General features: G+C 61.0%; 13 protein-coding genes and 1 pseudogene. 4 read left to right on the plus strand and 10 right to left on the minus strand.

Going from position 1 to position 12,722, the window contains the following annotated elements; all coding sequences use genetic code 11:
- Positions 1-68: 68 nt before the first annotated feature.
- Positions 69-1,244: a penicillin-binding protein activator gene (locus VK533_RS13665; RefSeq protein ID WP_324378561.1), complete on the minus strand. Its 1,176-nt coding sequence runs from the start codon at positions 1,242-1,244 to the stop codon at positions 69-71.
- A gap of 10 nt (positions 1,245-1,254) precedes the next feature.
- Here VK533_RS13665 and rsmI point away from each other — a divergent pair, with 10 nt between their 5' ends.
- From rsmI to gshB, 3 genes are read left to right on the plus strand one after another with little or no spacing between them, the layout of a single operon-like run.
- Positions 1,255-2,106: a 16S rRNA (cytidine(1402)-2'-O)-methyltransferase gene (gene rsmI / locus VK533_RS13670; RefSeq protein ID WP_324378563.1), complete on the plus strand. Its 852-nt coding sequence runs from the start codon at positions 1,255-1,257 to the stop codon at positions 2,104-2,106.
- Positions 2,103-2,456, plus strand: a complete 354-nt coding sequence (locus VK533_RS13675; protein WP_324378564.1) for a YraN family protein — start codon at positions 2,103-2,105, stop codon at positions 2,454-2,456. Before rsmI ends, VK533_RS13675 begins: the two co-directional genes overlap by 4 nt.
- 51 nt (positions 2,457-2,507) lie before the next feature.
- Entirely contained in the window at positions 2,508-3,458 is a 951-nt protein-coding gene (gshB, locus tag VK533_RS13680; protein ID WP_324378567.1) for a glutathione synthase, read from the plus strand.
- A 172-nt stretch (positions 3,459-3,630) separates the two neighbouring features.
- Here the strand turns inward: gshB and VK533_RS13685 are convergent, their stop codons facing one another.
- The 9 genes from VK533_RS13685 to VK533_RS13720 all read right to left on the minus strand — a co-directional run bounded on the left by VK533_RS13685 (position 3,631) and on the right by VK533_RS13720 (position 11,877).
- Complete coding sequence (locus VK533_RS13685; RefSeq protein WP_324378568.1) at positions 3,631-5,850, minus strand: TonB-dependent receptor; 2,220 nt, start codon at positions 5,848-5,850, stop codon at positions 3,631-3,633.
- Positions 5,851-5,943: 93 nt separating this feature from the next.
- A complete protein-coding gene (locus VK533_RS13690) occupies positions 5,944-6,342 on the minus strand; it encodes a DUF2946 family protein (RefSeq protein ID WP_324378571.1) in 399 nt (132 codons plus the stop codon).
- A gap of 148 nt (positions 6,343-6,490) precedes the next feature.
- The gene (locus tag VK533_RS13695; protein ID WP_324378573.1) at positions 6,491-7,225 is read right to left on the minus strand and encodes an aKG-HExxH-type peptide beta-hydroxylase; all 735 of its coding nucleotides are present in this window, start codon (positions 7,223-7,225) and stop codon (positions 6,491-6,493) included.
- The gene (gene yhhC / locus VK533_RS13700) at positions 7,222-7,830 is read right to left on the minus strand and encodes a cyclophane-containing peptide 2OG-Fe(II) oxygenase YhhC (protein WP_324378575.1); all 609 of its coding nucleotides are present in this window, start codon (positions 7,828-7,830) and stop codon (positions 7,222-7,224) included. The genes VK533_RS13695 and yhhC overlap by 4 nt, the downstream gene beginning before the upstream one ends.
- On the minus strand, positions 7,800-8,906 hold the full coding sequence (gene yhhB, locus VK533_RS13705; protein ID WP_324378584.1) for a cyclophane-forming radical SAM/SPASM peptide maturase YhhB: 1,107 nt from the start codon (positions 8,904-8,906) through the stop codon (positions 7,800-7,802). Before yhhB ends, yhhC begins: the two co-directional genes overlap by 31 nt.
- Before the next feature lie 32 nt (positions 8,907-8,938).
- Positions 8,939-9,094 carry a YhhA family cyclophane-containing RiPP gene (gene yhhA / locus VK533_RS17275; RefSeq protein ID WP_414712311.1) on the minus strand — a complete coding sequence of 52 codons (156 nt, stop codon included), beginning with the start codon at positions 9,092-9,094 and terminating at the stop codon, positions 8,939-8,941.
- A 277-nt stretch (positions 9,095-9,371) separates the two neighbouring features.
- Entirely contained in the window at positions 9,372-10,139 is a 768-nt protein-coding gene (locus tag VK533_RS13710) for a hypothetical protein (RefSeq protein WP_324378577.1), read from the minus strand.
- Between the two features lie 4 nt (positions 10,140-10,143).
- Positions 10,144-11,511 carry an AAA family ATPase gene (locus VK533_RS13715; RefSeq protein ID WP_324378579.1) on the minus strand — a complete coding sequence of 456 codons (1,368 nt, stop codon included), beginning with the start codon at positions 11,509-11,511 and terminating at the stop codon, positions 10,144-10,146.
- 213 nt (positions 11,512-11,724) lie between these two features.
- Positions 11,725-11,877: a hypothetical protein gene (locus VK533_RS13720; RefSeq protein ID WP_324378581.1), complete on the minus strand. Its 153-nt coding sequence runs from the start codon at positions 11,875-11,877 to the stop codon at positions 11,725-11,727.
- A gap of 179 nt (positions 11,878-12,056) precedes the next feature.
- On the opposite strand from VK533_RS13720, the pseudogene VK533_RS13725 reads away from it, so the two are divergent.
- Positions 12,057-12,722, plus strand: a pseudogene (locus tag VK533_RS13725) (hypothetical protein); the annotation flags it as partial.

Here is a 12,722-nt window from a genome sequence, read left to right on the forward strand (position 1 = left end):
CATTGAATGGAGCCTGATTCACGTCATCAGCGGAAGCGCGCAGCGCTTCCACAGATAACGATCAGGCTCTAGAACCCGCTCGGCGCGGGCGAGACGATCGTGCCGCCGCCCGGTCCCAATTGATGCACCGCCAAGGCGCGCTCGGCGATATGGCCGTGGCTGAAGCGGAAAGCACCGTCGACGCCCGAGAAGCCGCCGTCGTCCGCCAAGGCGTCGACCGGGAAGGCGCTGCCCAGCTTCCAGTCCTTCGCGATCCGCACCGTCAGCAGCACCGCATCATAGCCCAGGCTGCCCAGGCGATAGGGCGTGCGGCCGTAGCGGGTGCGGTAGCGGGTCGAGAATTGCTTGAAGAGCGTGTCGTCGACGCTGGCGAACCATGCGCCGGCCAGCACCGGGCTATTGTTGAGGCTGGGCTCCGCATTCCACAATTCGGTGCCGAGGATACGCACCCCTGCCCCGCCCGCCTTGCGGATCAAAGGCGCGGAGGTGACCGCGATCCGGCCGCTGTCAGCGATCAGCACCGCGTCGAACTTTTCCTTGGAAATCGTCTGGATCGCGGCCGCGATCGAGGTCGGCGTACGCTGGTAACTCTGCATCGCCGCGACACTCCCGCCCGCCGCTTCGGCGGTATGGATCAGCATCGAGGAAGCGTTGCGGCCATAGGTGCCCGGCGGCATCAGGCCGGCGAAGCGGGTCAGGCCCCTGGATTTGGCGAACCGGACGACGCGGTCGATCGACTGCGCCGGCGAGAAACCGAGCAGCCACACATCGTCGCCGACCGCCGCCGAATCGTTGGAGAAGGAGATAACGGGCACACCCGCCGCCTCGGCCGGGCCGGCGACGGCGCGGACATCGTCGCTCAATAGCGGACCGAGGAACAGTTTATTGCCATCCGCCAATGCCTTGCGCGCGGCGGCTTCGGCGCCCTGCGCGGTATCGTAATTGGTGATGCGCAGCGCCTTGCCGCCGGTATCGGCGAGCGCCATCGCGGCGGCGTCCGCGATCGACTGGCCGACCGCCGCATTGGGGCCGCTCAACGGCACCAGCAAGGCGATGCGATGCCGTTCGACGTCTTCGGGCAGGCCGGTCTGCGGCGCGGGCTTGGCGACCGGCTTGGCAACGGGGGGCGCGACCGCCGGGCCGCGCGGCACGACGGTCGAGCAGGCCGCGAGCAGCATGGCTAGGCCGATCGCGCTTAGGCGCGACCATAAGCCCGATTGCCGCCGGGTGCCCGCGTCTGCCATGCTCTGTCCCATGAATTCCTCTCCGCCCGAGGACGGGCGACTTTCGCCCGGCCTCTACATCGTTGCTACCCCGATCGGCAACTTGTCCGACCTGTCCCCGCGCGCCGCCCGGATATTGGCCCAGGCGGACCTCATCGCGGTCGAGGACAGCCGGGTCACCGCCAAGCTTCTTGCGCATATCGGTGCAAGGCGCCCGATGGTTCCCTATCACGATCATAATGCAGATCGGGTACGCCCCGGCCTGGTCGCGCGGCTGGGCGGCGAGGCGATCGCTCTGGTCTCGGATGCGGGCACGCCGCTGATCTCCGATCCGGGTTTCAAGCTGGTGCGCGACGCGCGCGGGGCGGGCCATGCAGTGGTCACGATCCCCGGCCCTTGCGCCGCTATTGCGGCTCTGACGCTGGCAGGATTGCCGACTGACCGCTTCTTTTTCCTGGGTTTTCTGCCCTCCAAGGCGAAAGCCCGTGCCGATGCGATTGCCGAGGTGGCGGGCATCCGGGCGACCCTGATCCTCTATGAATCCGGGCCGCGCCTGAGTGCGACCCTGTCCGCGCTGGCCGAAGGATTGGGCGACCGCGAGGCGGCGGTGGCGCGGGAGATCAGCAAAAGGTTCGAGGAATGCGTGACGGATAGCCTGTCGGCGCTCGCCGCGCGCTATGCGGAGGCGCCGCCCAAGGGCGAGATCGTGATCATCGTGGGGCCGCCCGGCGAGGCCGAAGCGTCATCGGAAGCGGATGCCGACGCCCTGCTGGTGGAGGCGCTGACCCGCCTTCCGGCGGCCAAAGCGGCGCATGAAGTGGCCAAGGTTACGGGGCTGCAGAAGCGCGATCTGTATGCCCGTGCGCTGGCTTTGAAGGCGTGAGGGACCGCCAGAAAGCCGAGCGCGCAGGGCGCGTCGGGGAGACGGCGGCGGCCTGGTGGTTGCGGTTGAAGGGGTGGCGCATCCTTGCAAGGCGGGTGCGAACGCCGGCTGGAGAGGTGGATTTGATCGCCAAACGCGGCAATCTGGTCGCGTTTGTCGAGGTGAAACGGCGCAAAACCGGCGAAGAACTGGACTTCGCGATCGACCATTTCCGGCTGACAAGGGTCGCGAAGGCGGCGGAATCGCTCGCACATAGGTACCTGGAACCGGGCGACGACATGCGTGTGGACGTCATTTTGATCGCGCCGGGGCGGGCTTTACGGCACATCGAGAATGCCTGGATCGGGTGACAAAGCGCACCCCAATCCCTAACTCCCGCGCCTGAACAGGGAGATTACCCAATGAGCCTGCGCGTCGCGGTCCAGATGGACCCGCTCGAAACGATCAATATCGCGGGCGATTCCACCTTTGCGCTGATGCTGAGCGCGCAAAAACGCGGGCATAAACTGTTCCATTATGCGGCGGGCGACCTCACCTATCGCGACGGAAGGCTGACCGCACCGGCGCGGGAAGTGACGGTGCAGCGGGTTTTGGGGGACCATTTCAAGGCGGAAACGGCCAAAAACATCGACCTTTCGGACGATATCGACGTCGTTTTGATGCGCCAGGACCCGCCTTTCGACCTCGCTTACATCACCGCAACGCACCTTTTGGAGCGGATTCAGGGCCAGACTCTGGTCGTAAACGACCCCGCAGCGGTCCGGAATGCGCCCGAAAAGCTGTTCGTGCTGGATTATGCGGAGTTCATGCCGCCGACCCTGATCACGCGCCGGCTGGACGAAGCGCGCGCTTTCCATGCCGAACATGGCGAGGTCGTGATCAAACCGCTCTACGGCAATGCCGGTTCGGCGGTGTTCCATGTGAGCAAAAACGACGCCAATCTGGCGGCGCTGACCGAGCTGTTCGGGCAGGTGTGGCGCGAACCTTTCATGGTGCAGGCGTTCCTGCCGGACGTGTCGAAGGGCGACAAACGCATCGTGCTGGTCGACGGGAAGCCCGCCGGCGGGGTCAATCGGCTGCCGAAGGCGGGCGAGATAAGGTCGAACCTGGCGGTCGGCGGCAAGGGCGCGGCGACCGAATTGACGCCGCGCGAGATCGAGATTTGCGCGAAACTGGGGCCGGAGCTGGCGAAGCGCGGGCTGGTGTTCGTCGGGATCGACGTGATCGCGGGCTATCTGACCGAGATCAACGTGACATCGCCGACCGGGATTGTGGCGATCGATAATTTCAATGGGACGGATACGCCGGGGCTGATCTGGGATGCGATCGAGGCGCGGTTCGCCAAGCTCTGAACCCGTCACCCCGGACTTGTTCCGGGGTCCACGGGGCCACAAGGTAAGCGCTCGCGGATGGGTGGATGCCGGAACAAGTCCGGCATGACGGAGAAGGGAAAGCGCCGTGCCCTCACCCTCCCTTGCTATGCAAGGGTCCCCCCCTCTCCCGCGAGCGGGAGAGGGCTTATGCTCAAAGCTTCCAGTTCAGTTCGCCGGTGAAGGTGCGCTGGGTGAAGGGGTGGAAGAGGTAATATTTGCGGTTGGTGACATTATCGACGCCGAGCGCGACGGACCAATGGGGCGAGAGGGTCACCACCGTCCGCACGTCCGCCACGAGGTATTTCTCGAAGCCCTGATAGGTGTGGGTGACCGGATCGCTATTGTCGATCGTGCCGAAGGCGCGGCTGCTGTAGCGGGCGCCGACGGTGAGCGAGACGGGTTCGATCGGGCGCCAGGTGGCGACGAGGCTGGCCTTGCGTTGCGGGACCTGGGGCGGGCGCTTGCCGACGGCGGTGGGGAATGCTGCGTCGGCGAGGATCTTGGGATCGACCAGGGTCAGGCTGCCGGAGATATCCATGTTGGGCAGGACATTGCGGCGGTCGAACGCCAGCTCGATCCCGCGGGCGCGGGTGCGGTCGACGTTCTGGACGAAGCTCGCCAGTACAGTACCGCCGTTGACGGGCGCGGTCTGGGAGAGGAGCGCGCCGTCGATCACCTCGTTGAAGATGGACAGGCGGATGCCGGCATGCTCGATTGCCAGCTCCTCCGAGGTCGCGCGTTCGGGGTGGAGATTGGGATCGGGCACGGACAGGGTCTGGCCGGTCGTCACCACCTGATAGAGTTCGCCAACGGTGGGAAAGCGCCAGGCGCGGCCGAAGGAGGCGGTGACCTTCCACGTGGGCGCGGGCGTCCAGGCGAGCGAGGCCTTGGGCGAGACGTGCGATGACGACAAAGTCGGCTGGTTGACGCTGAGCGCGGGGGCCAAAGAGAAGTTGAAGCCGTCATAGGCGCGCCACCATTCGTAGCGGCCGCCGATGGTGAGCGTCAGCGGGGCGGCGATCGTCCAGGCATCCTGCCCCCACAAAGCGGCGGTCCGCGTCTTGCCGCGCGAGGCTAGGTTGAGGGCGCCGTCCTCCCCTGCCCGCCAGTCGGCGGTGGCGTAGCGGTTGCTGTCGAGCGTGAAGCGATCCCAATGCGCGCCGACGCTGAAGAGGTGCGCGCCGGCGTGGACGCTGCCCTTGGCATCGAGCGTATCCCAGCCGGTGCCGTCGAGCCGGGTGTCGTTGCCCGCCCCGCCCCGCTCTGCGCCCGGCAAAGCGGTAGTCGGCACGCGCTGGGCGTCCTTGCTGAAGCGGTAGAGCGTGCCGATCGCTTCCCAGGTGAACGCGCCGCTATCGCCCCTGGCCGAGAGCGCGTGCGACCAGTGGCGCTCGTCATAGAGATAGACGTTGTTGGAGAAGGCGCTGGGGGCGATGCTGTAGGCATAGCCGCCGATGTTGAGCGCGCCCGCATAGACCGGGGCGTTCGCCGCGCTGCTGAGATAGGTCTGCGCGGTCGAGGCGGTATCGTTGAGGAACAGCGCACCGGTATAGGCCAGCCGGATATCGGGCGTGACGTCGAGCGCGAGCTTGAGCTTGAGATTATCCTGCTTCTGATGCTCGAACCCGGCCGCGCCGAGCACGCGGATGGGAGCGCCGGTGCGGTTGACTTCGTCATAGCCGCCGCTGGTGGGCGCGCCCGTAGTGGCGGTCGCGGGCGGGCGATTGGCGGTGACGTAGAAGAGCGGCTGGCTCTCGCTATCGACATGATCGGCGCTGACGAACCAGGCGAACGGGCCGGTGCGATCGCCGACGGTCGCGCCGACGCGATAGACGGGCAGATCGCGATCCGTGCCATATTGATCGAAGGTCTGCAGGCTGACGCCCGTGCTGACGCTCGCTTCCAGTTTGTCGGGCAGGCGCGTGGTGATGTTGACGACCGCGCCGATCGAATTGCCCGGATAGGCCGCCGAGAAGGGCCCGTAGAGGATTTCGATCCGATCAATCTCCTGCGGCGTGACCATCGACCAGCGCGGGGATGCGGACGTGTTGTTGTTGCCGATCAGCGACGAGAGCAACGCGCCGTCGGCATAGATCAGGCTGCGCGCGCTGGCGCCGACGCCCGAGGTGCGCGTGGCGAGCGGCGATTGGGTGTCGCCGATATGGCGTTTGCGGACGACGAGGCTCGGCAGATATTTGAGCGTATCCTCGATATTGGGCCCGTTGATCGTGGCGGCGATGCAGCCGGCATCGATCGCGGCGTGCGACCCGGGCGGGTTTTCGATCGTCTGGACCGGCCTTTCGCCGGTGACGACGATCATGGGCGGCGCATCCTCGGCATAAGCCGGCGATGCGCCCATGGCGACGGCCATGGGCAAGAGGGCGCGTCCAACGAACGCGCCGGTTGGGCGATACATATGATGGTCCTTCGGTGACGGGAGGCGCGCGCCGGCACGCCGAATGGGTCAGCGAAGGGTAATGGGCGGTCCGGTCTTGGGAGGCGGCGGCGCGGCAAGGCCGAGGCCGGGGCGCACCAGCATCTGCTGGACGAAGGCTTGCGCCAGGGCGACCGGCGCGAGCATGGCCGGCAGGATCAGGACGGGCAGAGCCGCCGCGCCGCCGACGGCCGCGCCGAAGCCGCAATCATGATCGTGATCGCCGGGGATCGCCTTGCCGTGCTCCATGCCCTGCATGGAGGCCATGGCCGGCATATCCGCCGTCTGGCCGGCGCAAATCTCCAGCCCCGCCTGCCCCGCCATCGGCATATAGCCGGCGGGCACGAGCAGCCGCATGGCAAGCGCGAACGCGACCAGCCAGGCGGCGGGCCAGCGATACAGGCTCAGATGGCGGCGGAGCGCGAACACGCGAGCGGCCTAAAGCGGTGGGGGCGGATTGTCATGCGGGTATGGACCCGGAGTGACGAAGATTTATTCCGCGGCAACTGTGATTGGCAACGCGGCCAGCCGGCGATGCCGAGTCAAATTTTGGCGAACAGCGGCCACGCGGGGCGCCCTAGGCGGATTTATGGAAGGTTTGACGGGCAACCAATTCGAAAATCCGCTGAGCAATTGCCTGTCCGTCAGGGGTCAGGCGGTGCCACAATTCGTTCTGTGGCACTTGTCGACATTCGTGGAGGATAGTCGTGCAGCGATCAGCGATATGCTCTTGTTGTTCTAGCGACAGCCCCTCTTGTAGCTGCAAAACTTTGAAGAAGCGCAACAACGATGCAAATACATAGAGGCCATGCAACACACCGCTCGCCGGGCGAGGCTTCAGCCTCCAAGGTGAGAATAGCTGATGCTCGTCGCCAATCAGTTGGGTGTGAGCTTCAACGAACGACAGGTTCAGGTGCATCGCTTCGTGCACAATCGCTTCAGCCAATCTGAGATCGCCTACCGGCGTCTGCGGCGGCAGCGAGACAAGGATTAAATGCGGCCAACGTGGTTCGCTGTGACTGACATCGCATTGTTCGTCAGGCGCCTGCAAAAGAATCAGTTCTTGTACGCACTCCAAGATGACGCCTTCCAGAAGGGGTGCACGACGGATCAACATACCAGCGCGCTGAATCGCCAGATCGGCGATGGCATCTCTTCGTCTAAGATATAGACCGCGAGCCGCTAGCTCGTCCGTAAGTTTGCGGGTCAGCGGTTCTCGAGCTTGATCAAGCGACTCAATTCCTCCGCCTGCACGATTGATTTTGCTGGCGGGATTTAGATTCCAGAGGTCTTCGGCGAAGTCGAGCATCATCCGCGGTCACAGAAAGTGTATACAAGCGTAAAACGCTCCCCGGACTTTATAGTCGATACCGCATGAAAGGAATGATCAGAAATCTCAAATGCGAACGCGCTTCCATGAGTTGGTTCAATAATCGAGCATACATCATCTGGCGCCTTGCTCGCGAACAGCATCAAGAGTCCACCTTGGCCAATTGACCACCCATCGTTCAACTGGATTAGGAATCTATGAGTCTCCTCCCCGCCAATCCAATCATTGTGAATACGAATCGTCTGCCCAGACGTTAGCTTGTGTGCTGAGACATCTACGAGTGATAAGCCGCCGCTGACCGCGAAATGTTCGCAGATCAGTTTTCTGACCGCCGCGACCATTTTCTCGCCAGCCAATTCGCCTGAGGCAGGGGAATCATCCTCGGAGATCAGGCTGAATTCGTACTGCTCATAAAAGCTCTCAACTCGCAGGCGCCAAGGCGCGTCTGTCTGGAGCCACGCCAGTACCTGATCCGCCGCAGCCGGCGATAAAAATGCTGGGAGCGCAAGGTGCGGAAAAGGCTCGCTTGAGTAGCTAAGGTTGTCCGCAGAAACCTCTATGCCGCTGCGTATTGTCCGTTGATCCACTGACGCATCCGATCGATCAGAAACTGCTGATCCGCGCAGAAGACGGAAGGATTGTCGAACTCACTATCCTTCCGCCAACGATGGGCCGGCATCCCCCCACCACACACGGCGAGGTGGGGGCAGGACCTGCATTCTGCCGACGACGGGTTCTGGGCGACATGGTACGCCTGAAATTCGGCCGTATTTACAATTTCATGGAGACTGTGTTCCAAAACTGACCAATCTGAAGAGAATAGGTCCGCTGAAGATTGAGCACTTTTCAGCGTATCATTCTTATTTATCGAGCCATCCGTGTCGATGATCACAATGCCGTACTCTGATAGGCCGACGCCCTCCTTGCGCGCCATACCTCCCAGAATGAGTTTCAGCATATCATCCAAGACGCGAATTTTAGGGGGTGCTGAATCCGCGAGGTAGCAATCTAGTATTTTCGACATCCACTGCCCGTATTCCGTCGAGTCGAACGTTGCCTTTCCAAAAGGGAGCAGATCGTGATTTCCATCGCGATAAAGGAAATCGACGCTTGGTGTTCCGGTATTCTTGAAGAATGTGTAAATCTCCTGAGGGTCGGTCCCCGGATCCACCACCGCGAGCAGTCCGGAAAAAAGCTCCTTCGCCTTGGGATGAGCGCGTACTCGCTGGATTGCCTCCATGACGCGCGCCTGGGATCCCTTGCCCTTCAGATCAATCCGGAAGCGGTCGTTTGCGGCTTCTGGGCCGTCTAAACTGATGGAGATACCGACGTCGTAATTTGCACAAATGTCCAGCATCTCGTCGTCGAGGAGCGTCCCGTTCGTTTGGAGGTGCAAACTGCATTGAGAAGGGAGCCGTCCACGAAGGGAGCCGAGCAGATCATCCAGTCGCTCAGCGCCCAAAAGCAAGGGTTCGCCACCATGAAGCACGACACTGAAGGGGCGATCCTGCAAGCGAGCAAGATCTTCCAGCTGATCAAAAATCGCTGCCTGGACCGAACCGCTCATGCGCTTCGGCTGAGACCTCCATCCATCATCACCCATGTTGTAGACGTAACAGTAGGTGCAATTTAAATTGCACCTACTGGCGACCTTTAACAACACAGTGTCGATAACTGCCAATTTCTTAGCCGAACTTAGCGGTTGTGTCGGTTGTGGGCACGATCATACGAGCGCTCAACGCCGGCCGGCTCATTCCGTACCTCTTCGATCAGGCGCGCTAGAGTCGCACTATCGACAGAGGCGGATTTATCGACGGCGGAGCGGAGGGTAGCGGGGTTTTGGGGCTGCATTTTCAGGATCCTCGATGCGGATTGAAAGGCGGATCATAGCATGCCGCATGGCTGCCTCCTAATCACAGAGATATCAATAAGTTCTCTATTATGCGCAAGCTAAGATAAGTTAACGTGCCACCACGCTCGGATAGTCACTAATATGCAGCGTTAATAAAATAAGTTCCTATTTTGCAATATAGGATACTCTCCTATAAATTTAATCAATTTGTAGAAAAAACCAAAATTTCTCTACCAATACTAGGCGATACCGCCAAACATACTAGACGTTAATCTTTTAATTCGGAGTCCAATTATCCAAAAAATCTTGTGCAGTAGCGCTAAATTCGGCTGTCGGTAGGACGGCATTTGCCAAGGCCAAACGAGCTGCCTCTACCCGTCGCACAGCGTCCGCACGCTGATCGTGTGACCAAAGGCTGATGATTTCCAGGTCGCCATGAAGTCGATTAATAAGAGTGCGACGGCGCTTGTTGAGTGGCTCACGATCGAGCTTCAATACCTTAATCGTTTCTCGCCCCATGTCGGATTGCCCCACCGGGAAATCTCTCGCAAAACGAATATGGTCTCTGGGATTCTGTGGTCCCCCGGGATCCAATAACAGAGGCTGCTCATCACATAAAAACTGATGATGACTTCTGGCCCGAACCGACTCGTCAACTAACGGGAAGCGATCATTCTTCCTATACTCGTTACAGTCGGGACACGCGAAATATAGATTTGAAGCCGTGTATGCCAGCCAATAATAGCCAGGATATTGGCGCCCAGTGCTAAGTTGAGTCGATCCCTTTGGCCGATAATGCTCCACGTCGCCGGCGACGTGGGCGTCGAATTCCCCTTCGCAAAAGCAGCATTTGTTATATTGCGCTTCGGCCAGCACAAATTTAACGGATTTTGGACCATATATGCTCTTTAAAAACTTGAATTTTCTAGCTCCTGTCTCGTATTCATTCGGTGACGCGTCTCTAAGGGCGCAGTTTTGGATTGTTTTTCCAACACCGGGTGCGAGCGCCGGAGGAACAACTAGAGGGCGGATCACCGAAATCATCTTGCTAGCTGGGGAGCGCGTCGGCAGCAGCGCGTAACCTCTCAAGCGCGGCCTGATCCGCTGGCCTTTCTTCCGAGGGTAGCGAAAGAATAATCTGTTGGACCTCGGCGAGCCTGGCCTTTTGCTTCGGATTACGACGTAAAAGCTGTGATAGAATCGCTCTCTCTTCCAGTATCGCATCGATTGGGGGTGAATATGGCGACCTCAATCCGAAAAGATCACTCGTTATGATCTCATCGAGTGTCCATCTCGAAATTACTGCCGGATCACTCTCGATTTCGACGTGGTCTTCATTCCGTTTTAACACCACTATATTGTCGTCGAGGAAACTCTGAGCTATTAATGGACTGTGCGCCGTTGCAATAAACTGGACTTCCGGAAAGAATTCCCCGATCGTGCCTTTTAGAGAGCGCTGCCAAACCGGATGTAGGTGAAGGTCAATCTCATCAATCAATACTATTGCCGGCTCTTGAAGAGGATTCTTAGATTCAGGGTATCTCTCGAACAGCTTCCAAGCGAGATCGACGGCCCAAGCGGTAACCGTCTGGTAACCGAGACTAAGCGCCGCGATCGGCACCTGTCCGTAGGGTGTCTTAACTTGAACCCCTGTCGCCTTCCCATCATTCCCCGGCGTGGCCGGGCCGTTTAGCGTGATGTCCGCCCCTAATCGGACGTCTGGCAGGAGCTTCGCTAAAGCGTCCTTCAAACGAACCAGAAGCGCCGCTGATTTTGCGTCACCTCGGAGACCGGCGTAGTCTAATCGCTGCAGGATATCTTCCGCATCAACGAGTTCGACTGACGCATCAAAAAGAGATTCTGTGGGATCGTCGGTCCAAAGGGCTGGCTCGCCCCGCCTATATTTCATGTGCCTAGCGGCGCTGTACCCGACTACGAATGGAGCTGTGAAACGAGGTATTACGTTTTGCGATGGCTCGAACTTTTGCAGATCCCGCTTTTTTGTTTCCATCTCCATCTCAACTGACATGCGAAGCGACGTCGGCCGGCCGCCTACCCCAGCCAGGCGCCTACCCGCGACAAGGTCTGCCTCTATGGCTACGTTTACCGCACCCATTCTCGCCAATGATATGATGTCCGCGTTTTCTCGGCCGGTAATGCCTGGTACGACACGATCTGGCTCAGGGGCATATGCGTCAGAAGCGGACCCCTCTTTGATCGAGACGATTGGGCGCATCAAAGCAAGACACTGCAAAAGGGTCGTCTTGCCGACTCCATTATCTCCTAAAATCAATGTCCATTGCGCTGGCCTTCCAGACTCGTCTGCAAGGTTAAGCACCTGCATGGCGCCGAACGATTTGACGTTCGTGACAATCAGCCGTGCGAAATAAACGTATGGGCTCCGAGCTTTGACCATCAGCTACGTCTCTACCAGTTTGGTTGGCGCAACAAGGCTCGGCTCAATGAAATCGGGCGGCGAAACATATCCGGCAGGGCTAGGTGACCATACAACCGAATCTGATCGACGAAACGAGAGGCCGATCTGCCAGCAGCGATAAGCGCAAAGCTCCCGTCCGCCCGATGTATAGCTGTCAGTTTGTCCGCGCGCGGACGAGCAATCGCCTCAAAGCTAGGGCCGCTCCGCCGCCATTCCCGCTTCATAGCGGCCGATGTCGCCCGCCATCGCCAGCGTGAGGCCGATCTCGTCCTGGCCCCTCATCAGGCAGTCGCGGCGGAACGGATCCATCTGGAATGCGAAGCGATCCTGGAAAAGCGAGATCACGGTCTGGGTTTCGAGATCGACTGTGATCTCGTCGGTCCTTGGACCTCCATCAACCGGTCGATCGCGTCCTGCGGCGGGATCACGGCTGCGCCGCCGTGCCGAGGTCATTGTCCAAGTCCGCCTGAGCATCTATCCGCCGCCGGATGGGGGAAATGGCTTTTAGAACAAGGCTGTCCGGGATGTATCTGGCGGCCTTGCTGGCGGCCGGATCGGCCAGCCCGGCGCTGAGCCAGGCCCCGTCGGCGGGCGATCCGCCGCCGCCCCGCCCGGCCCAGAAGCGCCTGACCACCGCCCAGTTGTTTGCGCTGGCCGATGCGGCGCGGGATCGGGCGGATTATGCGACCGCCGAGAATGCGTATCGCGCGCTTGCCACCAATCCCGATGTTGATCTGCGCAGCGAGGCGCGGTTTCGGCTGGCGCTGATGCTGGCCGACCGGGAGCACCATTATCGCGACGCCGCGATCGAGTTGCGGCACATTTTGGACGAGAAACCAGGCGCCGGGCCGGTGCGGCTGGAGCTGGCGCGGATCGATGCGCATCTGGGCCATATCCGCGACGCGGCGCGCGAATTGCGGGCGGCGCAGGCCGGCGGGCTGCCACCCACGGTCGAGCAGGCGGTGCGCTTCTATGCGCAGGCGCTGGATACACGGCGGCCGATGGGCGGCAGTATCGAGTTCGCGCTCGCGCCCGACACCAACGTCAATCGGGCAACCGCTTCGGGCACGCTGGCGACGGTGATCGGCGATTTCACGCTGAACCGGGACGCGCGGGCGCATTCGCGGCTGGGCGCGACGATGTGGGGCCAGGGCTTCGCGCGCTTTTCGCTGTCGGACGATGCCAGCCTG

It is taken from the genome of Sphingomonas sp., from assembly GCF_035317925.1.
Lineage (GTDB): Bacteria > Pseudomonadota > Alphaproteobacteria > Sphingomonadales > Sphingomonadaceae > Sphingomonas_I.